This window comes from Pseudomonas sp. BT76 TE3572, assembly GCF_050435365.1.
In the GTDB taxonomy this organism is placed as follows: domain Bacteria; phylum Pseudomonadota; class Gammaproteobacteria; order Pseudomonadales; family Pseudomonadaceae; genus Aquipseudomonas; species Aquipseudomonas fluorescens_W.
The window spans coordinates 2,971,270-2,994,677 of the sequence record NZ_JBNDKE010000001.1 but is presented as its reverse complement, the minus strand read 5'-3'; the positions used below and the strand labels follow the sequence as shown (position 1 = coordinate 2,994,677).

Sequence of the window (23,408 nt, the reverse complement as noted above, 5' to 3'; positions counted from 1 at the left end):
CATTTTACGGATTTACGCGCACAAAAAAGCCCCTGATGTCAGCATCAGGGGCTTTTTCGTTACAGAAGATTAGGCTTCTGCTTGTACTTCGTCAGCCTGCATGCCTTTCTGGCCTTGCACAGCAACGAAAGTCACTTTCTGGCCTTCTTTCAGGCTCTTGAAGCCGTTGCCCTGAATAGCGCGGAAATGTACGAACAGATCCGGACCGCTTTCTGGAGTGATAAAACCAAAACCTTTCTCGTCGTTAAACCACTTGACGGTACCGCTCTGACGTTGGGACATTTCTTATTTCCTTTGACGCAAAAAATTAATGACAGCCTCCTTCTTGTGAAAGAGTACTGGGGCTGGTTGCAGGAGAGTAAGAAGACGTCGAACGGGATGTAGCTAACTTGTAGGCTACTGCCCAGGTCACGATTCCAAGCGACCCATGCAAACACAGTGAACAAACTCTACGCCAACTACGGGAGAAAAAACAAGCCCTGTGGAGGGCCCGGATTTGCTCGCGCCGGGGCGTTATACCGCAACTAGTGTTGGCTTATGCAATCGCCGTGTTCAATTGTTTTCGATCGTTATAAGCAAAGTTCATAAACGAAGCTGACTGGTAAAGTAATGCACTGTTTCATGGCGGTTGCGTTACACATTAGTGCACGGTTAACGCAACCGCGTTACTTATAGAAACAGTCAATCAGCCGCGGTAGTAGCGTTGTGGAACAAATGGCATTTTGCTTACAAGCAAAGGCACCTTTTTCCCACGAACAATTGCCCATACCGGCGTATCGAGAGCGATATAAGCACTGTCGACGTAACCCATCGCCAGAGGGCCGCCCAAGGTCGGACCGAAGCCACCGCTGCAAACCGCACCAATGATCTCGCCTGATTCATTGACGATCTCTGCACCCTCGCGCACCGGCGTACGTTCCTGTGGCAACAGGCCAACGCGTTTGCGGCTGACACCGGCTTGTTGCTGTCCGAACACGGTTTCTGCGCCGGGGAAGCCGCCAGCACGAGCGCCATCAGCACGACGAGGCTTGGAGATAGCCCACAGCAGGCTCGCTTCGATCGGGGTGGTCTCGGTGTTCATGTCGTGGCCGTAGAGGCACAGGCCGGCTTCCAGGCGCAGGGAGTCGCGAGCGCCAAGGCCGATGGCCGCTACTTCAGGTTCGGCCAGCAGGGCGCGAGCCAGGGCTTCGGCGTTGGCGGCCGGTACGGAGATTTCGTAACCGTCTTCACCGGTGTAGCCCGAACGGCTGACAAAGCAGTCCACACCCAGCAGTTTCACGCGGGCGAACTGCATGAAGGTCATCTTCGCCACTTCAGGCGCCAGGCGCGCGAGTACGGTGACGGCAGCCGGACCTTGCAGCGCCAACAGGGCGCGTTCCTCGAACAGCGGCTCGATGGTGCACTGGTCGCCAATGTGTTTGCGCAGATGCGCCAGGTCCTGGTCCTTGCAGGCGGCGTTGACCACCAGGAACAGTTCGTCGTTACCCAGGTTGGCGACCATCAGGTCGTCAAGGATGCCGCCGGTCTCGTTGGTGAACATCGCGTAGCGCTGCATGCCCACCGGCAGGTCGATGATGTCGACCGGCACCAGGGTTTCCAGCGCCTTGGCAGCATTGGCGCCGGTCAGACGGATCTGGCCCATGTGCGAGACATCGAACAGCCCGGCCTGATCACGGGTGTGCTGGTGTTCTTTCATCACGCCGAGCGGGTATTGCACCGGCATGTCGTAGCCAGCAAACGGCACCATGCGGGCGCCGAGTTCGATGTGCAGTGCGTGCAGCGGAGTTTTCGACAGTTGTTCGGTGGACATATTCAGCTCCTGAAAAAGTGTGCAGATGCGCGTAAGCATCAGCACTCGATAATGTTGACCGCCAAACCGCCACGGGCGGTTTCCTTGTATTTGCTTTTCATGTCGGCGCCGGTCTGGCGCATGGTGCGGATGACCTTGTCGAGGGAGACGAAGTGTTGACCGTCGCCACGCAGGGCCATGCGTACCGCGTTGATGGCTTTCACCGAGCCCATGGCGTTGCGCTCGATGCAAGGCACTTGCACCAGCCCGCCAATCGGGTCGCAGGTCAGGCCGAGGTTGTGTTCCATGCCGATTTCGGCGGCGTTTTCCACTTGCTGCACGGTGCCACCGAGGACTTCACACAAAGCACCGGCGGCCATGGAACAGGCTACGCCGACCTCACCCTGACAGCCGACTTCAGCGCCGGAGATCGAGGCGTTTTCTTTATAGAGAATGCCGATCGCGGCCGCGGTCAGCAGAAAACGCACGACGCCGTCTTCGTTGGCGCCGGGGATGAAGCGCATGTAGTAATGCAAAACAGCGGGGACGATCCCAGCCGCACCGTTCGTAGGCGCCGTCACCACGCGCCCGCCGTTGGCGTTTTCTTCGTTGACCGCCAGTGCGTAGAGATTGACCCAGTCCAGCACCGACAGCGGATCGCGCAGTGAAGACTCCGGGTTCTTGCACAGTTGCCGATGCAGCGCGGCCGCCCGCCGTTTGACCTTCAAACCACCCGGCAGGATGCCTTCGTTGCGGCAACCGGCAGCGACGCAGTCCTGCATCACTTGCCAGATTTTCAGCAGACCGGCGCGGGTTTCCGCTTCCGGGCGCCAGGCGCTTTCGTTGGTCAGCATCACCTGGCTGATCGACAGACCATAGGTGGTGCAGTGAGCGAGCAGGTCCTTGGCGCTTTTAAACGGGAAGGTCAGTGGTGTGGCGTCTTCAACGATGCGGTCGGCGCCGGCGGCGTCTTCATCGACCACAAAACCACCGCCGACCGAGTAGTACTCGCGGCTGCGGATTTGCAAGCCTGCGGCATCGAAGGCGCGAAAGATCATGCCGTTGGGGTGATAGGCCAACGGTTTGCGGATCATCGCCAAATGTTCTTTCTCATTGAACGCAATGCTGTGTTCACCGAGCAGGTTCAAGCGCCCGTTGCCACGGATTTCTTGCAGACGGGCGGCGACGGTTTCGGTGTTTACGGTATCCGGGTGTTCGCCTTCCAGGCCCAGCAACACAGCCTTGTCGCTGCCGTGGCCTTTACCGGTGGCGCCGAGTGATCCGTAGAGCTCGACTTTGACGCAGGTGGTCGCGGCCAGCAGCCCTTCACGGCGCAAACCTTCGGCGAAACGTGCGGCAGCACGCATCGGGCCGACGGTGTGGGAGCTGGAGGGGCCGATGCCAATCTTGAACAGGTCGAACACGCTTAAAGACATGGTTGTTCTCCGGTTTCTTGTTATAGGAATTCACGGAATCTGGGGCTTTGCACGGACCCCCTGTAGGAGTGAGCCTGCTCGCGATAGCGATCTTTCAGTCGACATTTATGGTGAATGTCAGTCCGTCATCGCGAGCAGGCTCACTCCTACAAGGGTTTTGTGGTGTTCTTGAAAGAGGGGGCGAGTGAACCCGCCCCCTTATTCGTTTAAGCGTAGCTTTCGATCGACGGGCAGGCGCAGATCAGGTTGCGGTCGCCAAACACGTTGTCGACGCGACCGACCGGTGGCCAGTACTTGCCTTCGATCAGCGACGCAACCGGATACACCGCTTGCTCACGGCTGTACGGATGCGTCCACTCGCCGACGATTTCCGCCGCGGTGTGCGGGGCGTTTTTCAGTGGGTTGTCGTCCTTGTCCAGGGTGCCGTTTTCCACCGCGCGGATTTCTTCGCGGATGCGGATCATGGCGTCGCAGAAGCGGTCCAGTTCTTCCTTGGATTCGCTTTCGGTCGGCTCGATCATCAGCGTGCCGGCGACCGGGAACGACATGGTCGGGGCGTGGAAGCCGAAGTCGATCAGGCGCTTGGCGACGTCATCGACGCTGATGCCGCTGCTGTCTTTCAGCGGACGCAGATCCAGGATGCATTCGTGCGCCACCAGGCCGTTGCTGCCGGTGTACAGCACCGGGTAGTGCTCTTCGAGGCGACGGGAAATGTAGTTGGCATTGAGGATCGCCAATTGCGACGCGCGCTTCAGGCCCGCGCCACCCATCATCCGAATGTACATCCAGGTGATCGGCAGAATGCTCGCGCTGCCGAACGGTGCGGCACAAACCGCGCCTTCTTTGCGTTCCATCTGGGCGTGACCCGGCAGGAACGGGGTCAGGTGCGACTTGACGCCAATCGGGCCGACGCCCGGGCCGCCACCGCCGTGCGGGATGCAGAAGGTCTTGTGCAGGTTCAGGTGCGACACGTCGCCGCCGAACTTGCCCGGCGCGCAGAGGCCGACCATCGCGTTCATGTTGGCGCCGTCGATGTACACCTGGCCGCCGTGGTCGTGAATGATGCCGCAGATTTCGCGGATGCCTTCTTCGAACACGCCGTGGGTCGACGGGTAGGTGATCATCAGCGCGGCGAGGTGTTCGCGGTGCTCGATGGCCTTGGCGCGCAGGTCTTCGATGTCGACGTTGCCGCGGGCGTCGCAGGCGGTGACGACCACGCGCATGCCGGCCATGTGGGCGGTGGCCGGGTTGGTGCCGTGGGCGGACGACGGAATCAGGCAGATGTCGCGACGGTCTTCGCCACGGCTCTGGTGGTACGCACGAATCGCCAACAGGCCAGCGTATTCACCCTGGGAACCGGCGTTCGGTTGCAGCGAGATCGCGTCGTAGCCGGTGGCGGCGCAGAGCATCGCTTCCAGCTCAAAGGTCAGTTGCTGGTAACCGGCGCTTTGCGCGGCCGGGGCGAACGGGTGCAGGGCGCCGAATTCGGCCCAGGTCACCGGGATCATTTCGCTGGCGGCGTTGAGTTTCATGGTGCACGAACCCAGCGGGATCATGGTGCGGTCCAGCGCCAGGTCCTTGTCCGCCAGTTTGCGCAGGTAGCGCATCAGCTCGGTTTCCGAGTGATAGCGGTTGAACACCGGGTGGCTGAGGATTGGCGACTGACGCAGCAGGTCGGCCGGGATCGTGCTTTGAACAGCGGCGGCGAGGGCGGCGAAGTCCGGCAGGGTCTGGCCGTCGGCCAGCAGGGCCCACAGGGTTTCCACATCCGCTTGCGACGTGGTTTCGTCGAGGGACAGGCCCAGACGTTCGGCATCGACCACGCGCAGGTTGATCTGCTGGGCGCGTGCTTTCTCGTGCAGCTGGGCGGTGTTGGCGCCGGTCTTGATCGTCAGGGTGTCGAAGAAGTTTTCCTGCTCGACGTTCAGACCGAGGGTTTTCAAGCCTTGGGCCAGAATCGCGGTCAGGTGATGCACGCGGTTGGCGATCTGCGTCAGGCCTTTCGGGCCGTGGTACACGGCGTACATGCTGGCGATGTTGGCCAACAGCACCTGGGCGGTGCAGATGTTCGACGTGGCCTTCTCGCGGCGGATGTGTTGCTCGCGGGTCTGCATCGCCAGGCGCAGCGCCGGCTTGCCGAAACGGTCCACCGAGACGCCGACCAGACGGCCCGGCATGTCGCGCTTGAACGCGTCCTTGGTGGAGAAATAGGCCGCGTGCGGACCACCGAAGCCCAGCGGCACGCCGAAGCGTTGCGCGCTGCCGATGGCCACGTCGGCGCCGAACTCACCCGGCGGGGTCAGCACGGTCAGGGCCAACAGATCGGCGGCGACCGCCACCAGCGCATTGGCGGCGTGGAAGCGTTCGGTCAGTTCGCGGTAGTCGAACACATCACCGTTGCTCGCCGGGTATTGCAACAGGGCGCCGAAGAACGGCGTCACGTCAGTCAGTGTTTGCTCGTCGCCAACGACAATATCGATGCCCAACGGCTCGGCGCGGGTGCGCAGCACGTCGAGGGTTTGCGGGTGGCAATGCACGGAGGCGAAGAACGCATGGCTGCCTTTGTTCTTGCTCAGGCGTTTGCAGAAGGTCATGGCTTCGGCAGCGGCGGTGGCTTCATCCAGCAGCGAGGCGTTGGCGATCGGCAGGCCGGTGAGGTCGCTGATCAGGGTCTGGAAATTCAGCAGCGCTTCGAGACGGCCCTGGGAAATTTCCGGCTGATACGGGGTGTAGGCGGTGTACCAGGCCGGGTTTTCCAGCAGGTTGCGCAGGATCGGCGACGGCGTGTGCGTGCCGTAGTAGCCCTGGCCGATGAAGGTCTTGAACAGCTGGTTTTTGCCGGCGATGGACTTGATCAAGGCCAGGGCATCGGCTTCGCTCAGGCCGTCTTCCAGACCGAGGACGCTGGTGCCCTTGATGCTGTCGGGGATGACGCTGGCGCTCAGGGCTTCCAGCGAGTCGAAACCCAGGCTGTTGAGCATGGCTTGCTCGTCGCCGGCGCGCGGGCCGATGTGGCGGGCGATGAATTCGTTGGCGGTGGTCAGGCTTACTTGAGTCATGTCAGCGCTCCTCAGGCTTCGGCGTTGGCTTTGATCAGACGGTCGTAAGCGTCTTGATCCAGCAGTTTGGCGACAGCCGAGGCGTCGCTTGGCTGGAAGCGGAAGAACCAGCCTTCGCCCAGCGGGTCTTCGTTGACCAGTTCAGGGCTGCTGTCGAGTGCCGGGTTCACTTCCAGCACTTCACCGTCCAGTGGCATGTACACGCCGCTGGCGGCTTTTACCGATTCCACAGTGGCGGCTTCAGCGCCTTTGTCGTAGGACTGCAGCTCAGGCAGTTGTACGAAAACCACGTCGCCCAGGGCGTTTTGTGCGAAAGCGGTGATGCCGACTGTGACGCTGCCGTCAGCTTCGGTACGCAGCCATTCGTGATCTTCAGTAAAACGCAACTCGCTCATGGAAACTCCTAAGGGGCCAGACTCGTCTGGTGGACGCGATTGAATACTGGGCAAAGCCCTGCTTTATGGATGGTTACTAAGCAAAATCGCGGCCAATGTTTTTTTATTGTTAAATATCAATACTTTATGTGTTTTTTCGAGGTGCAGCGATTTGCTGGCTGTAGCGAAATCGCTACAGCACAAGGTGGAGAAAAAAGCCTAAGTGGATCAAAGCCTTGCACAGCGGTGATCGGAAGAGAGTGTAGCGATATCGTTCCACTGTAGCGCTTTCAGTACAGATGGAGGTCGTTTTTGAACAGATTTCAAGCCGGACATAAAACCTGTAGGAGTGAGCCTGCTCGCGATAGCGGTGTATCAGTCAATACATGCAGCGATTGACATATCGCTATCGCGAGCAGGCTCACTCCTACAGTGGTTTGGTGTTGGTAGAGAGATTGAATTGTCAGGCTTACGGCTTATTCGGAATGCCGTACTTGCGCAACCGATGGGCAATCGCCGTGTGGGAGGTTTGCAGGCGGCTGGCCAGTTGGCGGGTCGAGGGGTAGCTGACGTAGAGTTTTTCCAGCAGGGTTTTTTCGAACTCTTCCATCGCCTGTTCGAGGCTATCGACGTCGCTGTCACTCTGCCGTGCCACGGAGGTGCCGGCGATATCGAGGTCGCCAATGTCCACCAGGCTGCTTTCGCAAATGGCGGCGGCGCGGAAGATCACGTTCTGCAGTTGCCGCACGTTGCCCGGCCAGCGATTGCCGAGCAGTGCCGGATAGGTGCCGGGCGCCAGGCGACAGACCGGACGCTGGATCTGCGCACAGGCCTGCTGCATGAAGTAGCGGGCCAGCAGCAGGATGTCCTGGCCACGTTCGCGCAGGGGCGGGACTTCGACGTTCAGGACGTTGAGGCGATAGAACAAATCTTCGCGGAACGAACCTTCGCTGACCATTTTTTCCAGGTCGCGGTGCGTGGCGCTGAGGATCCGCACATTGACCTTCACCTCACGATCCCCGCCCACCCGGCGGAAGCTGCCGTCGTTCAAGAAACGCAGCAACTTGGCCTGCAAGTACGGCGACATCTCGCCGATCTCATCGAGAAACACCGTGCCCTGGTTGGCCAGTTCCATCAGCCCGGGTTTGCCGCCCCGTTGTGCGCCGGTGAAGGCGCCGGGGGCGTAGCCGAACAGTTCGCTTTCGGCGAGGTTCTCCGGCAATGCCGCGCAGTTCAGCGCCAAAAATGGTGAACTGTACCGGGCGCTGATGGCGTGGCAGGCACGCGCCACCAGTTCTTTGCCGGTGCCGGTTTCGCCCTGGATCAGCAACGGCGCATCAAGCGCCGCAACGCGCTGGGCACGGGCCTTGAGGGTTCGAATCGCCGGGGACTCACCGAGCAGCGCATCGAAACCTTCGGCATGGTCGTGGTGCAGCGCCGACAGGCGTTCGCCGATGCGGTTGGGTTGATACAGGGTCAGCAGGGCGCCGGCATCGGTAATCGGTGTGGCGTCCAGCAGTAATGTCTGGCCGTTGACGGTGACTTCCCGCAGCGGCAGGCGGAAGCCGTTTTCCAGCAGGGCTTCGAGCAGTGTCGGGTCGGCGAACAGGTCGGCGATGCTTTCGCCGTCAGGCTCGCGACCGTACAAGGCGATCAGTGCCGGGTTGGCCAGCAGCACCTTGCCGGCACTGTCCAGCGCCAGGACCGGGTCGGTCATGGCCGCGAGCAACGCATCAAGCTGCAGGTGCCGACGCTGACCGGGAAGAATGTCGACCACCGTCACCGCTTGCACGCCGCGCACGCTGAACAACGCATCGCGCAGCTCTTCGAGGACTTCCGGGCTCAGGGTCGGGGCGTCGATGTAGACGTTGGGCGGGACCATTTCCACCGCATCCAGATTGAGATTGCGCCCACCGAGCAAGGCCAGGACTTCCTGGGTAATGCCGACGCGGTCGATGAAGCTGACGTGGATACGCATGGGGCGTTGTTGGGTTCTGGAGTGCGGAGGGTGGCAAGTATGCCTTGGAGGAGGGCTGGGGTGAAATCTTGAGATTGATGGTGGATTCGAAAGCCACCCCTCACCCCAGCCCTCTCCCCAGTGGGGAGAGGGGGAAAGGGGGCAGATATCTGTCGCTTTCAAAATCTGAGTTCGACTCGATATCTCAGGTCGATGTAGCTCGAAAGAGCAACGTGGTCAGTCCCCTCGCCCCTCGGGGTGGCCTTCAGATTCGATCCAGATGCTCGGGTTTTATCGGGTCGCCGGATTTGACGTCGAGCTGCGCGCGCACATCTTCAAACATCTCGTCATATTGCTTGTGAATCGAAACGATGCTGGCTTCCTTGGGCAAGCCGTATTTTTGCGCGATGCGCGTGGCATGTCGGGCGAAGTCGAACGCCTGATCCTTGGGCAGGAAAAATTCTTCCTTCAGGTCCTTACCCTCGACCGAACCATGCATCTTGAAGAGCATGCCTTGACCTTCCTTGGGGTCCTGGCTGACTTCATAGTCGATACTCAGGCTGAAACTGTAATCTTCCTTGTTCAGCGCGTGGCGCTCGATGTGCAGGTGACCGGGCTCGAACGTTGCCATTTAACGTCTCTCCTTCAAAAAGGCATTGAATCAGGGCAGACCTCAGGCCTGCCCTCGGAGTTTCTTTTATTGATAGCTTATCCGGGTGTCGCCGTGTCCGAGAGTGGACCGATCACCGCGACTTTTCCAGTCTGTTCCCACGCTCCGCGTGGGAACGATCAGTGGTTTACCACTGCGCGCGATGGGAGCCCAATTCCGAAGCCGGAAGTGTCCACTGCAGCGGTGTCCCCGTTATTTTCAGTGGCACATGAAGTCGATGCGCCGGTCCCCAAGGCGTCTGCTCAATCAACAGTCCTTGATCGTTGTCATCCTCCGCCCGCAACGGCTCATCTGTTCCCGCACCATTTTCGATCAGCAACTTCGCCGTACGCGCCAACGACAACCGCGCCGATCCACTACGCCCCAACAATCGAATCGCACTGGCCGCCATCAAATACCCGGTGGCGTGATCGAGCGCTTGCAAGGGTAATGGCGTCGGTTTGTCCGCGCGCTTCCACTGCAGGCCGGCGTCGGCGATTCCGCTGCTCATTTGCACCAGGCTGTCGAAGCCGCGGCGGTTCTGCCACGGGCCGCTCCAACCGTAAGCATTGAGGCTGACGTCGATCAGGCCGGGCGCCAGTTTCTGGCGTTCGGCGACACCATAACCCAGGCGTTCCAGTGCGTCGGCGCGGTAGCCGTGGAGCAGAATGTCGGCGTCCTTGAGCAGGCTTTCGAACACCGCGCGATCCGTCTTGTCGTGCAGATCCAGGCGCGCGCAGCGTTTGCCCAGGGTGACTTCCGGCACTACCCCCGGTTCGTTCCAGGTCGGTGGGTCGATCCGCAAAACGTTGGCGCCGAGGCCTGCCAGAAAACGGCTGGCGATCGGCCCGGCGAGCACTCGGGTCAAATCCAGCACCTTGATCCCGGCCAGCGGTTGCGCCACCGAGCCTTGCCACGGTTTCGCGCTCTGGTGACTGTTGTCAGCAAACTGAATCAGCGGTTCGGCGTTCACCGCCTGACCTTGGGGATGCGCCTGCCATTGCGCCCAGCTACGCATCTCGGCGGCGCAGCCACCGGCCTCGACCACGGCCAGCTCCAGATCGCTTTTGGCCCATTGAGCAACCTTGCTCGCCATCGCGGCACGGTCGGCACAGGCGCCGAGCACCTTTTCGGCGGCGGCGCGGTGATGGGGCGCGTTGGTGTGCAGGCGGATCCAGCCGTCATTGGTCGCGTAGTCACCGGCGACCGGGTCCCATAGCGGCGGGATGCTCCAGCCTACCGGGCGGATCGACGTGGCAAACCAGAAAGAAGCCAGGCGGCGGTCGACCTCAAGGCTGGGTAAGCGACCGGTTTGTAGCTGCAGCCATTCGCTGACAGCCTGGCCGGCAGCGGCAATGCTGGCGCACGCCAGGTCGGTGACGGCAAACGCCGAGGGCAGGGCGCCGCTCGAGGTGAACTTGACCTGGGTGTGAGGCAAGCCGAGTGCGGCTTGAATGGACGTGAGTAAATCAGTCATCGAAGGCCCTCCGGGAGAGGGCCTGATCATAGATCAAAATGCTGCCTGCGATGATCGTTCGGTGGCGCCTGTTTAAACCCTGAACTGATCCATCAATTTCATCTGGTGCGAGGTCAACGAGTTGAGATGGCTGCTGATCTGCGCCGATTCGGTGGCCTGGCCGGTCAGGGTTTCGGTGACGGTGCGGATCGCCGAGACGTTGCGGTTGACCTCTTCGGCCACGGCGCTTTGCTGTTCGGCGGCGCTGGCGATTTGCAGGTTCATGTCGCTGATGACTGTCACAGCGTCGCTGATTTTGCTCAGGGCCTGCACCGCTTGCTGGATCTGCCCGGCATTGCTGTGAGCCTGGGTCTGGCTCGAATGCATCGTGGCCACCACGCCGCGAGTGCCGGTCTGGATGCGCTCGATCACGATGCGGATTTCTTCCACCGAGTCCCGGGTGCGTTTGGCCAGGTTGCGCACTTCATCGGCGACCACCGCAAACCCACGACCGCTCTCGCCGGCACGCGCCGCTTCAATCGCCGCGTTGAGCGCGAGCAGGTTGGTTTGTTCGGCGATGCTGCGGATCACTTCCAGCACCGAGCCGATCTGCTCGCTGTTGACCGCCAGTGCTTCGACTTCGGTCACTGCCTTACTGACTTCGTCGGCCAGTTGATTGATGTCGCGGGTGCTGCGTTCGATGATCTGCATGCCATCGCGGGCCGACTGGTCGGCACCCTTGGCCGCGTTCGCTGCGTTCGAGGCACTGTTGGCGACGTCGTGGGCGGTGGCGCTCATTTCGTTGGACGCGGTGGCGACCTGGTCGATTTCGCGGAACTGCACCTGCATGCCTTCGCTGGTCTGGCGGGCGATTTCCGAAGACTGGTCGGCGGTGCCGCGCGCGTCGGTGATGCTTTGTTTGATCTGCGCGATGGTCGGTTGCAACTTGTCGAGGAAACGGTTGAACCAGCTCACCAGTTCGCCCAGTTCGTCTTTCTTGCTGTAGTGCAGACGCTGCGTCAGGTCGCCGTCGCCGCTGGCAATCGCCTTGAGCATCTGGGCCACGCTGTTGATCGGCCGGGTCACGCCGGACGCCGTGAGCCAGATCAGCACCAGTCCGACCAGCCCGGCAATCACCGCCAGCAAAACGGCTTTGATCGTGCCGCTTTGCTGGGCGTCATCGAGTACGGCTTGCAACTTGACCGAGTCGGCCAGCAACACTTGTTTCGGCAGGTCGATCACCACGCCCCAGGCCTTGGACTCGGCAATCGGACTGACCGGGTACACCGCACGGATCAGGTCGCCCTGCTCGAGAATCTTCGGCGTGCCAGCGCTGAGCAATTGCAGGACGTCCTTACCGTCTGCACCCAGGGTGTCACCGATGCTTTTGCCGACCTTGCTCGCGTCGACGCTGTAACCGGCGAGTACGCCGCTGCCGGAGACGATCAGCATGTGCCCGGCGCTGTTGAACAGATCGCGTTGGGAGTCGACAGCCGCCGCTTGCAGTGCGTCGAGGGCGATGTCCACACCGACCACACCGATGGATTTGCCATCCACCAGCAGCGGTACGGAAATGGTGGTCATCAGCATTTCCTTGCCGGCGACGGTGTCGGCATACGGGTCGAGCAGGCAGGTGCGCTTGCTGTCGCGGGGGCAGGTGTACCAGCTGTTATAGGGTGTGCCGCTGAGGCTCAAGGTGGTTTTGGTCATGTCGTCTTCGACCATGATCGTGTTGATCCCGACACCGCCGGCACGGCTCCAGTAGCTGGCGAAACGACCAGCTTCATTGGATTGGCGAGCGGCATCGTTGGCGAATTCGCTGTCCTTGCCATCCAGACCATTGGGTTCGAATGCCAGCCAGATGCCGAGCACTTTGCTGTTGCGCTCGAAGGCGGTTTTCAGGCTCTGGTTCAACTCTTCACGCAGGGCGCCGGCGTCAAGGGAGCGATTGCTCGCCATGTTGCGCATGTCCTTGATCTGATCGGCCAGGGCAGTCACCACCAGCAGGCTTTCGCCGAAGGTCTTCTGCACCCGCACCGCTTGCTCGGCAGCCTTGGCCTGGAGCAGGTTCTGCACGCTGGCGGTGAGCATCTTGCTGCTGGAGGCGCTGACCAGTTCATCGTTCTGATCGGTCTGGTAGATGTTCATGCCGACGATCAGGACGACCACGCCCAGCAGGCACAGACCGGACAGCAGGACGATTTTCAGGCGGATGGAGAGAGAGTCGAACATAGGACGAACTCGCGAATGGATGAGGTGTTGGCTGTGAGTCGGGATCGACCCGGTTCGCCAAGTCCATTCAGCGCCATTTAATGCACATCGGCGTGGGCGCAGGTTGCATGAACGCGAAGCCGACGAACGGTAACAGGTGAACGTTTGCGCAGGAAAATGCCCTGAAAAGGGCAGAAATTCAGGAAATTGTCGGCAGCGATTCCGGTCGCGACCAGATCCACAGATTGCCCAGGCTCATGCCGGCAATCGCCAGGAAGATCGGCCAGCCAGGATCGAGCATCGCCAGCATCAACCCGGCGCACAGCAGCATGCTGACGGTGGCGCTGACTTTGGCTCGGCGGGCGATGATTTTGCCGTTGCGCCAGTTACGCAGGATGGAACCGAACAGCCGATGGTTTTCCAGCCAGGCGCTCAGGCGCGGCGAACTCTTGGTCGCGGCCCAGGCGGCCAGCAGGATGAACTCGGTGGTCGGCAGGCCGGGCACGACGATGGCGATCAGGCCGATGCCGAGGCTGATGTAGGCGAGCAGACCGAAGAGGATTCGGGCGAGTTTTGAAGTGGTGCTCATAAAGTTTACGAATGCTCTGTAGGAGCGAGGCTTGCCCGCGAAGAACGATAACGCGGTCTGTCTGAAGTACCGCGCCGTACCATTCGCGGGCAAGCCTCGCTCCTACAGGGAGGTGTTGTCAGGCGTGTTCGGGGGTGGAGGCGTAGGCCTGTTCCAGCAACACGGTGAAGCGGTTGAACGCGTCGATAGCACCTTTATCCAGCTCGGCTTCTTCTTGTGCGCTGAGTTCCAGTCCGTCGAGGGTTTTGACGAAGCGCTTCCAGCCTTCCGCGCGACCGCCGGCCGGTTCGCCGAGATGGCGGGCACCAAAGGTTTCGCTTAACCCAAGACCCACAGCACGCTTGATCAGAAATGCTGCGCCGAGTTTCGAACCTTCCGACACGAACAGCCAGCCAAGTGCTTCGGCTCTGGTTGGATTCTTCACGGCGCCTGTGACTGGCTCCGGCACTTCAGTTTCCAGATCCGCCAGGTCCGCCTTGGCCGCTTCAGCACGGCAACGAGCCGGCAGGTCCGGGACGATGGCGGTCAATTCGGCATCGTTGTACAGCGACACCAGTTCCGACTGAAACAAATACTGAGCCACCACAAAACGCGCGAAGTTGGCCTGGGTTTCAAACGGTGCGTGGGCTTTGACCAAGGCATCAAGTCTGGTGTGAGGCTCGTTGGTGATCTGGTTCAAACGTTGTGAACGCAAAGCGGTGTCCTGAGTGGTCATGAGAAGTCCTTGGGAAAATGAGGCGCTTGGTAACGAGACGAATGACGTGGCGCCTGACAGTAAAAAAACCTCACTGCGCCACTTCTCTAAAAGCAACGCAGTGAGGTGATGGGGTCAGATATCCCAGACCAGATTGATCGCGAAGTTGCGACCGGGTTGGGTCAGGCGATCAAGGTTGGCCGGTTGAGTGACCGAGGCTTCGCCGACGCTGTCGTAACCGCGCACGTCGTCCCACTGCCAGTACTTCTTGTTGGTCAGGTTGTACAAACCGGCGTTGACGGTTACGTCGTCGGTCACCTTGTAGAAGCCGGCCAGGTCGAGCACGCCATAGCCCGGGGTTTTGAACTGAGTGCTGGTGCCGTCCGGGGTTTTGAAGCTGGTGCTGTCGACGCGGGTCTTGCGCTTGACCAGTGTCCAGCTCAACAGGGCGCCGTAGTTGTCCTGGTCGTAACCCAGACCGAACACGCCGGTCAGCGGGTTGATGCTGTTAAGCGGCTGGCCGCTGTCATCGTTTCGGCCATACAGGTAGGCCATCGAACCTTGGGTGTAGAGACCGGTCGGGGCGCCGAAGCTGTCGAGGTTCAGGCGACCCTTGAGCTCGACGCCTTTGATGGTGGCGTGCGCGATGTTGTTGCTCTGGAAGGTGGTCTCGGTGTAGCCGGGCGTGATGGCGTTCTCGTCGATGAAGTCGCGGTATTTGTTGTAGAACACCGCCACATCGAAAGTGCCAGCGTCGAACTGGCCGCGCAGGCCGGTTTCATAGCTCTTGCTCTTTTCCGGTTCCAGGTCGGGATTAGGTGCGACCTGATAGCCGCCAGCCAGGTTCTCAAAGCGACCGTACAGGGCTTTGGCGGTCGGCGTGCGGAAGCCTTCGGCGTATTGGCCATACCAGGTGTAGTGGTCGTTGAAGCTATAGGTGGTGCCGAATTTAGGCGACAGACGATGCCAGGTCTTTGTCTTGTCACTCACCACGCCATTGCCGCTCTGGTCGGCGGTGACCAGGAACTCGTCGGTGATGTGCGGCTTGAGCTCGGTGTAGTCGTAGCGGGCACCGGGCAGGAAGGTCCAGTTGCCCCAGCTGATCTGATCCTGGGCGAACAGGCTGTAGCTGTTGATGGTCGGGTCCGGGAAGTCGCTGGCCGGTTTGAGGGTGTCGGCGGCGCTAGGGGCACCGATTACCCGGCAAGCGCCAGCCACGGTCAGGCAGGTGCCGCTACCGGTTCGCAGGCCAGTGACTTTGTCCTGTTTGAGGGTGGTGCCATAGGTGACGCGGTGGTCGGTGTCGGCGATGGCAAACGACTTGTCAGCCTGGGCATCGAACACCCATTGGCGATCCTTGTAGGTGGTATCGCGATTGCGCAGCACGGTGCGCGACGGCGCGTAGATTTCTTCGGTGCTCTGGTCGGTCTTGGCGATCTGGTAATTCAGCGTCCATTTGATGTTGTCTGCCAGGATGCTGTCCAGGCCGAAGCTGTGTTCCAGGCCGAAGCGTTCGCGAGTGACGGTGTCGTTGCCGGTACGGGATTTATAGAAGCCGAAACCGCGTCCTGCGTTGAACGGTCCACCCACTGCGCTCAGCTGGTTGGTGTCGCGGTCATCCTTGTAGTGCTCGTAAGTCAGGCCGAAGCGCGCATCGTCGGCGTAGTCCCAGCCCAGTTTGGCCAGCACGTTGGTGGTGCGTACGTCCTCGGGGTTGGCCTCGGTGCGGTTCAGGCCGGTGCCGCCGGTTTCACCGTAGGACTCTGTTTCATGACCATTGCGCTGACTCAAGTGCAACAGGCCGTCGAAGTCGCCGGTGCGACCGGCCACCGTGCCAGAGGTCAGCCAGCTGTCGTCGGCCGAGCTGTAGCCGGTTTTCAGGCGTGCGCCGACATCCTTGCCCGGTTTGATGATGTCGTCTGGGTCCAGCGTGTAGTAGCTGACCGCGCCGCCAATGGCGTTGCTGCCGTAGAGCACGGACGCCGGGCCGCGCAGAATCTCGACGCGCTTGACGATCTCGGGGTCGACGTAGTTGCGGTTGCTCTGGGCGTAAGGGCCGTTGAAGAAGCTATCGGGCACCTGCACACCGTCGACCTGGGTCAGTACGCGGTCGCCGTCGATGCCGCGGATGTTGTAGCCAGTGAGGCCGGCGCGTTGACCGGCACCGCCCACCGAAACACCCGGCTCGTAGCGCACCAGATCCTTGATGTTATTGACGTTGTTGCGGTCCAGGTCTTCGCGGGTCTGGACGGTGACGGTCGCCGGAACGCTGTTGACGTCCTGCTCGTTACGGGTGGCGCTGATGGTCACCTGGTCCAGGTTGAGCGCGTTGCTGTTGCTGCGCTTCTCCAGCACGATGTTGTTGCTGCCCAGTTTGCGATAGCTCAGGTTGGTCCCCACCAACAGGCGATCGAGGGCTTTCTCCGGTGGCAGCGAACCCCGTACGCCCGGCGAGGCCACGCCTTCAGCCAGTTCTGCCGGCAAGCCGACCTGCCAACCGGTCACGGCGGTAAAGGCATTGAGTGCCGAGACCAACGACTGCTGAGGGATGGCAAACGCGTAATCACCCATGTTGCGGGTCGGTTGCTCTGCTGCGGGGGCGGCGCAGAGCTGCGCGCTGCCGGCCATCAGGATGGCGGCGGTCAGCAGCGACAGCACGCGAGAAGGTGAAGAAGGTTGGCGGGTAAGGCGAGAGGACATCGATAGCGCTCCGTGTCGCACGAATCTTTATAGGTGCTGACTGGCATCTGAAGATGCGAATCAATTGCATTGGCTATAACGAGACGTACGGGGTTTGGCTATCGAGTAAAAATAATTCTCATTTAGTTCAAAATCACCAGCGCCGGGAATTCCTGGAGCCGTGCCGAGGTGATGTGGGCCAGCGAACGGACCACGTCCAGCGGCTGGTCGAGGCGGTAATTGCCGGTGACGGCGATGTCGGCCAACTGCTCGTTGTTGTTGATAATCCAGCCTGGGTAGTAGCGACGCAGCTCCGCCAGCACCTGGCTTAGCGGGCAGTTTTCGAACACCAGTCGGCCCTGGACCCACGCCAGCTCGGTCGCGGCATCGAGTTTTACGGGGCGATCGAAACCGTTGGGGCCGATGCGAATGCTTTCTCCGGCGGACAATCGAATTCGCGCGTCGTCGCGGGTCGCTCGCAGGTCGACATCCCCACGCTGCACCCGAACCTGTGCCACGCCGTCCAGATAACGCACCGCAAACGCGGTGTCCCGCACGCTGGCCTTGACCGGCCCTGCGTCGATTTCCAGCGGCTGGCCGCGATTGGCCGCCACCTCGAAAAACGCCTCGCCCTGATACAAACGGGCCACGCGCTGTTGATCGTTGATGGTGCTGGAGAACGCCGAGTTGGTATTGAGCAGGACCTTCGAGCCGTCCTCCAGTTGCAGCCGCTGGCGTTCACCGACCACGGTCAGGTGATCAGCCTGCAGGCGAATCGGCAGATTGCTGAAACTGAACAAACCGAGGATCAGCACGGCGGCGGTGGCCAAGGGTTTCCAGTGGGGGCGCAGGCGCGACAGGACGGTCACTTTCGGCGGCCGGGCGGCCAGGCTTTGCGCGCATTGCACGACCTGCGGACCCTCCCAGATCGCCTGAGCCTTGGCGAACGCTTCGGCATGCGACGGATGGGCGGTCAGCCAGTCATGAAACTGTCGGGTCTGTTCCTCGCTCGGACTGTCCAGCACGATCAGCCAGTCCAGGGCCTGGTCCATCGCGCTTGCAGGGTCCCGCGCCGGGGAGGGCGGAAGGGAGCGGTGGGTGTCCGTCACGGTGTTTCCTCGGCAGTGTCTTGGCACCGCTGTTTTTTTAGTGAAGCTTGAAAGTGGGCAAGGGTAGCAAAGCCCGATAGTCAGTGCAGGTCATCCTCATGCATGGAGAATAAACCTACAGATTCAGTCGCCGTTTAACCGTTCGGCCACGCCGATGCAGATCGCCATGATCAATTTCAGCTCCTTTTGCACGGTGCTCAATGACACGCCGAGCTTCTCGGCGATCTCCAGATAGCTGTGCCCGTGCAGACGGCTGAGGATGAAGATCTGCTGCTGACGGGCGCTGAGTTCATTGAGACTCACGTTCAAACGCTCAAGCAATTGTTCGGCATGGGCGGCGTCCTCGGCACTGCTGGCGGGGGCGGCGACGCTTTCCACCACGTCCAGCGGCACGTCGTCGAGCATCGTGCGGGACTGGATGCGCCGCGCACGTAAATGGTCCAGCGCCAGGTTGCGGGCGGTCTGGAAAACGAAGGGTTCAAGGTGATCGATGGCCCGCTCATTGAGCGCCCGGGTCACTCGCAGGTAGGTCTCCTGCAGGAGGTCTTCGGCGGTGCTGTGATTGTTGACCATCCTCTCCAAGGTGCGCAGCAGAGAGACTCGCTGGGCGATGAAGACGTGATTGAAGCGAGATTGACTCACGGGAGAACCTGATCCATTTCGAGCGAATGATAATGCTTATCATCCGCTCGAGTGGTCAAGTATTGATTTGTGAAGCTGATTTTCGAAGGGCTAGGCGCGGCCCAGCAGATAGGTCGCGTAATCGGGAATCCGATGTTCGTGCGCCTGCTCCATCATCGGGCTGCTGAGCAGGTAGTCGGCGCTGCATTCGTTGCAGGCGACGGGAATGTTCCAGACCGCCGCGACGCGCAATAACGCCTTGATGTCCGGGTCGTGCGGCTGTGGTTCGAACGGGTCCCAGAAGAACACCAGCATGTCGACCCGCTGCTCGGCGATTCGCGCGCCGAGTTGCTGGTCGCCGCCCAACGGGCCGCTGATCATGCTCTCCACAGGCAAATCCAGGCGTTGTTGCAACAACAACCCGGTGGTGCCGGTGGCGACCAGTTCATGCTGCGCGAGCCTGTCTTTCTGCCGCTCGGCCCAGTCCAGCAAAAACACTTTGCAGTGGTCATGGGCGACCAAGGCAATACGCTTGCGCGCTGCCATGGTCTTTTGCGTAAAGCTGATACCGATCATCGGTGCTGCTCCTGCTTTTTCACGGCGGGTTACTCAGCGTTGCAGAGCGCCAGGCAGTTATCGAGCATGCGGTTGGAGAAGCCCCATTCGTTGTCGTACCAGGCCAATACCTTGAGCAGCTTGCCGCTGGACTTGGTGTGGTTGGCGTCGAAGATCGACGACAGCGGGTTGTGGTTGAAGTCGCTGGAGACCAGCGGCAGGGTGTTGTAGCCAAGAATCTTCGAGTGCTGGCTGGCTTCTTTCAGCAGCGCGTTCACTTCATCGGCCGACGCTTCGCGCTTGAGTTGCACGGTCAGGTCCACCAGCGACACGTTGATCACCGGCACGCGTACCGACATACCGGTCAGTTTGCCCGCCAGTTCCGGCAGCACCAGGCCGACCGCTTCAGCCGCGCCGGTTTTGCTCGGGATCATGTTCTGGGTGGCCGAACGCGCACGGTACGGATCGACATGATAGACGTCGGTCAGGTGCTGATCGTTGGTGTAGGCGTGGATCGTGGTCATCAGGCCGCTTTCGATTCCCAGCTCGCGGTGCAACACCTGGGCCACCGGGGCCAGGCAGTTGGTGGTGCACGAAGCATTGGAAATGATCTGGTGCGATTGGCGCAGAATGTCGTGGTTAACGCCATACACCACCGTGGCATCGGCGCCTTTGGCCGGGGCCGAGATGATTACTTTGCGTGCGCCGGCCGTAATATGCGCGGCGGCTTTGTCGCGGTCGGTGAACAAACCGGTGCATTCGAATACGACGTCAATCTTCTCGGCGGCCCAAGGCAGTTCGGCCGGGTTGCGAATGGCGCTGACAGAAATACGGTCGCCGTTGACGGTCAGGCTTTCCTTATCGTGCTGGACATCGGCATCGAACGTGCCGTGAACAGTGTCGTACTTGAGCAGATGAGCGTTCATCGCGCTGTCGCCCAGATCATTGATGGCAACGATCTGCAGATCCTGGCGATAACCTTGGGTATACAGTGCGCGCAGGACGTTACGGCCAATTCGGCCAAAACCATTGATTGCGATTCGAAGAGTCATTTAACAGGGCCGCCGTCGTTTTGTTGTTGGAATTACAAGATTATTCGCATAAAAATAGAAAACAAGCCTTTTTAATGGCAATATTTTGTTCAATCTACAACGAGTGACCTGAATCAACTGGTCCGACCGATCAAGAAAACCGTCTGTCATCCCATCGACAACAGCTCTTGATCAGCATAGACAATCAGGTCGCCACATCCGTTAGCCTGGAGTTCTAAACATGCATCCCCGCGTCCTTGAGGTCACCGAACGGCTTATCGCCCGTAGCCGCGCCACGCGTGAGGCTTACCTTGCACTGATTCGTGGTGCTGCCAGCGACGGTCCCATGCGCGGCAAGCTGCAATGCGCCAACTTCGCCCACGGCGTAGCCGGTTGCGGCACCGACGACAAGAACAGTCTGCGGATGATGAACTCCGCCAACATTGCGATTGTTTCGTCCTATAACGACATGCTCTCGGCGCACCAGCCGTACGAAGTCTTTCCTGAACAGATCAAAAAGGCCCTGCGCGAAATCGGCTCCGTCGGCCAGTTCGCCGGTGGCACCCCGGCCATGTGCGATGGCGTGACCCAGGGCGAGCCGGGCATGGAACTGAGCCTGCCGAGCCGCGAAGTGATTGCGCTGTCCACCGCCGTGGCGCTGTCCCACAACATGTTCGACGGCGCGCTGATGCTCGGCATCTGCGACAAGATTGTGCCGGGCCTGATGATGGGCGCGCTGCGTTTCGGTCATCTGCCGACGATCTTCGTGCCGGGCGGGCCGATGGTCTCGGGCATTTCCAACAAGCAGAAAGCCGACGTGCGCCAGCGCTATGCCGAAGGCAAGGCCAGCCGCGAAGAGCTGCTGGAATCGGAGATGAAGTCCTACCACAGCCCGGGTACCTGCACCTTTTACGGCACCGCCAACACCAACCAGTTGCTGATGGAAGTCATGGGCCTGCACTTGCCGGGCGCCTCTTTCGTCAACCCGAACACGCCGTTGCGTGATGCCCTGACCCGCGAAGCGGCGCATCAGGTCACGCGTCTGACCAAGCAGAGCGGCGACTTCATGCCGATCGGCGAAATCGTCGACGAACGTTCGCTGGTCAACTCGATCGTCGCGTTGCACGCCACTGGCGGCTCGACCAACCACACCTTGCACATGCCGGCGATTGCCATGGCGGCGGGTATTCAACTGACCTGGCAGGACATGGCCGACCTCTCCGAGGTGGTGCCGACCCTGAGCCACGTCTACCCGAACGGCAAAGCCGACATCAACCACTTCCAGGCGGCGGGCGGCATGTCGTTCCTGATCCGCGAACTGCTGGAAGCCGGGTTGCTGCACGAAAACGTCAACACGGTGCTGGGTCACGGCCTGAGCCGCTACACCATGGAACCGTTCCTCGAAAACGGCGAACTGGTCTGGCGCGAAGGCCCGATCGAAAGCCTCGACGAAACCATCCTGCGTCCGGTCGCTCGTGCGTTCTCGCCAGAGGGCGGCTTGCGAGTGATGGAAGGCAACCTCGGCCGCGGTGTCATGAAAGTGTCCGCCGTTGCGTTGGAAAACCAGGTCGTCGAAGCACCGGCCATGGTGTTCCAGGATCAGCAGGACCTGGCCGATGCATTCAAGGCTGGTTTGCTGGAGAAGGATTTTGTCGCGGTGATGCGCTTCCAGGGCCCGCGTTCCAACGGCATGCCGGAGCTGCACAAGATGACGCCGTTCCTCGGCGTGCTACAGGATCGCGGCTTCAAAGTGGCGCTGGTCACCGACGGGCGCATGTCCGGTGCGTCGGGGAAAATTCCGGCGGCGATTCACGTCAGCCCCGAAGCGTATGTGGGCGGCGCTTTGGCGCGCGTCCAAGAGGGCGATATCATTCGCGTCGATGGCGTCAAAGGCACCCTGGAGCTTAAGGTGGACGCCGAAGAATTCGCAGCGCGCGAACCTGCCAAGGGCCTGTTGGGCAATAACATCGGCAGCGGTCGCGAACTGTTTGGTTTCATGCGCATGGCCTTCAGCTCGGCGGAGCAGGGCGCCAGCGCCTTTACTTCTGCCCTGGAGACGCTTAATTGAAACTGGCTTTGGTCGGTGACATCGGTGGGACCAACGCACGTTTCGCGTTGTGGAAAAACCAGCAACTGGAATCGATCCAGGTGCTGGCAACGGCCGACCACGCCAGCCCGGAAGAGGCAATTGCGCTCTACCTGAGCGGGCTTGGCCTGGAACCGGGTTCGATCGGTTCGGTGTGCCTGTCGGTGGCCGGCCCGGTGAGCGGCGATGAATTCAAGTTCACCAACAATCACTGGCGACTCAGCCGCAAGGGTTTCTGCAAGACCTTGCAGGTGGATCAACTGTTGCTGGTCAACGACTTCTCGGCGATGGCGCTGGGCATGACCCGTTTGCAGCCGGACGAGTTTCGGGTGGTCTGCGAAGGCACGCCGGAACCGTTGCGGCCGGCGGTGGTGATCGGTCCGGGGACTGGCCTCGGTGTCGGCACGTTGCTCGACCTCGGCGAAGGTCGTTTCGCTGCGTTGCCGGGGGAGGGCGGTCACGTCGATTTGCCACTGAGCAGCCCGCGGGAAACTCAGTTGTGGCAGCACATCTTCAATGAGATCGGTCATGTCAGCGCTGAAACAGCCTTGAGCGGCAGCGGTTTGCCGCGGGTTTACCGGGCGATTTGTGCGGTGGACGGTCATGAGCCCGTGCTGGATTCCCCCGAGTCGATTACCGCGGCCGGTCTGGCGGGCGACCCGATTGCCCTGGAAGTGCTTGAGCAGTTCAGCTGCTGGCTGGGTCGTGTGGCCGGCAACAACGTGCTGACCACGGGCGGACGGGGTGGCGTGTACATCGTCGGTGGGGTAATTCCGCGGTTTGCCGATTTCTTCATCGAAAGCGGCTTTGCCCGGTGCTTTGCCGACAAGGGCTGCATGAGCGATTACTTCAAAGGCATCCCGGTGTGGCTGGTGACGGCGCCGTATTCCGGCCTGATGGGGGCAGGGGTAGCGCTGGAGCAATCCATCCCCGTTTGAAATGCAATCAACCTGTAGGAGTGAGCCTGCTCGCGATGACGGTGTGTCAGTAGACGGAAATATTGGAAGTCCAACCGCAATCGCGAGCAGGCTCACTCCTACAGTAGTTTTGCGGTGTTTGTAGATTCCGCGCTTAAGGCATAATCCGCCCAATTCAAACAACAAGGATGCCGCC

General features: G+C 60.7%; 17 protein-coding genes and 2 pseudogenes. 2 read left to right on the top strand and 17 right to left on the bottom strand.

Going from position 1 to position 23,408, the window contains the following annotated elements; translation table 11 throughout:
- Window positions 1–69: 69 nt before the first annotated feature.
- From ABH912_RS13770 to gap, 17 genes and pseudogenes are all read right to left on the bottom strand, one after another.
- Window positions 70–282 (bottom strand): cold-shock protein, encoded by a 213-nt coding sequence (locus ABH912_RS13770; protein WP_003175786.1) that lies wholly within the window; start codon window positions 280–282, stop codon window positions 70–72.
- Window positions 283–685: 403 nt separating this feature from the next.
- Window positions 686–1,810: a glycine cleavage system aminomethyltransferase GcvT gene (gene gcvT / locus ABH912_RS13765; protein ID WP_429510912.1), complete on the bottom strand. Its 1,125-nt coding sequence runs from the start codon at window positions 1,808–1,810 to the stop codon at window positions 686–688.
- A 38-nt stretch (window positions 1,811–1,848) separates the two neighbouring features.
- Window positions 1,849–3,225, bottom strand: coding sequence for an L-serine ammonia-lyase (locus tag ABH912_RS13760; protein WP_033057607.1), 1,377 nt, complete (start codon window positions 3,223–3,225; stop codon window positions 1,849–1,851).
- A gap of 206 nt (window positions 3,226–3,431) precedes the next feature.
- Window positions 3,432–6,284 (bottom strand): aminomethyl-transferring glycine dehydrogenase, encoded by a 2,853-nt coding sequence (gcvP, locus tag ABH912_RS13755; RefSeq protein WP_429510911.1) that lies wholly within the window; start codon window positions 6,282–6,284, stop codon window positions 3,432–3,434.
- Between the two features lie 11 nt (window positions 6,285–6,295).
- Window positions 6,296–6,679 (bottom strand): glycine cleavage system protein GcvH, encoded by a 384-nt coding sequence (gene gcvH, locus ABH912_RS13750; protein ID WP_033056841.1) that lies wholly within the window; start codon window positions 6,677–6,679, stop codon window positions 6,296–6,298.
- Between the two features lie 448 nt (window positions 6,680–7,127).
- Window positions 7,128–8,636 carry a sigma-54-dependent transcriptional regulator gene (locus tag ABH912_RS13745; protein WP_033056840.1) on the bottom strand — a complete coding sequence of 503 codons (1,509 nt, stop codon included), beginning with the start codon at window positions 8,634–8,636 and terminating at the stop codon, window positions 7,128–7,130.
- 244 nt (window positions 8,637–8,880) lie between these two features.
- Window positions 8,881–9,246, bottom strand: a complete 366-nt coding sequence (locus ABH912_RS13740; protein ID WP_033056838.1) for a DUF5064 family protein — start codon at window positions 9,244–9,246, stop codon at window positions 8,881–8,883.
- Window positions 9,247–9,412: 166 nt separating this feature from the next.
- Complete coding sequence (locus ABH912_RS13735; RefSeq protein ID WP_033056837.1) at window positions 9,413–10,741, bottom strand: CoA transferase; 1,329 nt, start codon at window positions 10,739–10,741, stop codon at window positions 9,413–9,415.
- A 72-nt stretch (window positions 10,742–10,813) separates the two neighbouring features.
- Window positions 10,814–11,341: pseudogene (locus ABH912_RS13730) on the bottom strand (methyl-accepting chemotaxis protein); the annotation flags it as partial.
- A 378-nt stretch (window positions 11,342–11,719) separates the two neighbouring features.
- Window positions 11,720–12,679, bottom strand: a pseudogene (locus tag ABH912_RS13725) (chemotaxis protein); the annotation flags it as partial.
- A gap of 451 nt (window positions 12,680–13,130) precedes the next feature.
- Window positions 13,131–13,520 carry a YbaN family protein gene (locus ABH912_RS13720; protein ID WP_033056834.1) on the bottom strand — a complete coding sequence of 130 codons (390 nt, stop codon included), beginning with the start codon at window positions 13,518–13,520 and terminating at the stop codon, window positions 13,131–13,133.
- Window positions 13,521–13,638: 118 nt separating this feature from the next.
- Window positions 13,639–14,235, bottom strand: a complete 597-nt coding sequence (locus tag ABH912_RS13715) for a biliverdin-producing heme oxygenase (RefSeq protein ID WP_429510910.1) — start codon at window positions 14,233–14,235, stop codon at window positions 13,639–13,641.
- Window positions 14,236–14,349: 114 nt separating this feature from the next.
- Window positions 14,350–16,914: a TonB-dependent receptor gene (locus tag ABH912_RS13710; protein ID WP_429510909.1), complete on the bottom strand. Its 2,565-nt coding sequence runs from the start codon at window positions 16,912–16,914 to the stop codon at window positions 14,350–14,352.
- Window positions 16,915–17,036: 122 nt separating this feature from the next.
- On the bottom strand, window positions 17,037–18,002 hold the full coding sequence (locus tag ABH912_RS13705; RefSeq protein WP_429510908.1) for a FecR family protein: 966 nt from the start codon (window positions 18,000–18,002) through the stop codon (window positions 17,037–17,039).
- 123 nt (window positions 18,003–18,125) lie between these two features.
- Complete coding sequence (locus ABH912_RS13700; protein WP_429510907.1) at window positions 18,126–18,644, bottom strand: RNA polymerase sigma factor; 519 nt, start codon at window positions 18,642–18,644, stop codon at window positions 18,126–18,128.
- A 90-nt stretch (window positions 18,645–18,734) separates the two neighbouring features.
- Entirely contained in the window at window positions 18,735–19,199 is a 465-nt protein-coding gene (locus tag ABH912_RS13695) for a methylglyoxal synthase (protein WP_008155845.1), read from the bottom strand.
- Window positions 19,200–19,228: 29 nt separating this feature from the next.
- Window positions 19,229–20,230, bottom strand: coding sequence for a type I glyceraldehyde-3-phosphate dehydrogenase (gap, locus tag ABH912_RS13690; RefSeq protein WP_033056829.1), 1,002 nt, complete (start codon window positions 20,228–20,230; stop codon window positions 19,229–19,231).
- A 220-nt stretch (window positions 20,231–20,450) separates the two neighbouring features.
- Between gap and edd the strand changes: the two genes are divergently transcribed.
- Together edd and ABH912_RS13680 are read left to right on the top strand one after the other, a co-directional pair.
- Window positions 20,451–22,277, top strand: a complete 1,827-nt coding sequence (gene edd / locus ABH912_RS13685; protein ID WP_008155848.1) for a phosphogluconate dehydratase — start codon at window positions 20,451–20,453, stop codon at window positions 22,275–22,277.
- Window positions 22,274–23,233, top strand: coding sequence for a glucokinase (locus ABH912_RS13680; protein WP_429510906.1), 960 nt, complete (start codon window positions 22,274–22,276; stop codon window positions 23,231–23,233). The genes edd and ABH912_RS13680 overlap by 4 nt, the downstream gene beginning before the upstream one ends.
- Window positions 23,234–23,408: the final 175 nt, after the last annotated feature.

What these genes read in the sequence shown, in the direction of transcription:
- ABH912_RS13715 (WP_429510910.1), bottom strand. Translation starts at nt 14,235, where the DNA reads ATGACCACTCAGGACACCGCTTTGCGTTCACAACGTTTGAACCAGATC.
- ABH912_RS13735 (WP_033056837.1), bottom strand. Translation starts at nt 10,741, where the DNA reads ATGACTGATTTACTCACGTCCATTCAAGCCGCACTCGGCTTGCCTCAC.
- ABH912_RS13740 (WP_033056838.1), bottom strand. Translation starts at nt 9,246, where the DNA reads ATGGCAACGTTCGAGCCCGGTCACCTGCACATCGAGCGCCACGCGCTG.
- gap (WP_033056829.1), bottom strand. Translation starts at nt 20,230, where the DNA reads ATGACTCTTCGAATCGCAATCAATGGTTTTGGCCGAATTGGCCGTAAC.
- gcvH (WP_033056841.1), bottom strand. Translation starts at nt 6,679, where the DNA reads ATGAGCGAGTTGCGTTTTACTGAAGATCACGAATGGCTGCGTACCGAA.
- ABH912_RS13770 (WP_003175786.1), bottom strand. Translation starts at nt 282, where the DNA reads ATGTCCCAACGTCAGAGCGGTACCGTCAAGTGGTTTAACGACGAGAAA.
- ABH912_RS13720 (WP_033056834.1), bottom strand. Translation starts at nt 13,520, where the DNA reads ATGAGCACCACTTCAAAACTCGCCCGAATCCTCTTCGGTCTGCTCGCC.
- edd (WP_008155848.1), top strand. Translation starts at nt 20,451, where the DNA reads ATGCATCCCCGCGTCCTTGAGGTCACCGAACGGCTTATCGCCCGTAGC.
- gcvT (WP_429510912.1), bottom strand. Translation starts at nt 1,810, where the DNA reads ATGTCCACCGAACAACTGTCGAAAACTCCGCTGCACGCACTGCACATC.
- gcvP (WP_429510911.1), bottom strand. Translation starts at nt 6,284, where the DNA reads ATGACTCAAGTAAGCCTGACCACCGCCAACGAATTCATCGCCCGCCAC.
- ABH912_RS13745 (WP_033056840.1), bottom strand. Translation starts at nt 8,636, where the DNA reads ATGCGTATCCACGTCAGCTTCATCGACCGCGTCGGCATTACCCAGGAA.
- ABH912_RS13710 (WP_429510909.1), bottom strand. Translation starts at nt 16,914, where the DNA reads ATGTCCTCTCGCCTTACCCGCCAACCTTCTTCACCTTCTCGCGTGCTG.
- ABH912_RS13695 (WP_008155845.1), bottom strand. Translation starts at nt 19,199, where the DNA reads ATGATCGGTATCAGCTTTACGCAAAAGACCATGGCAGCGCGCAAGCGT.
- ABH912_RS13760 (WP_033057607.1), bottom strand. Translation starts at nt 3,225, where the DNA reads ATGTCTTTAAGCGTGTTCGACCTGTTCAAGATTGGCATCGGCCCCTCC.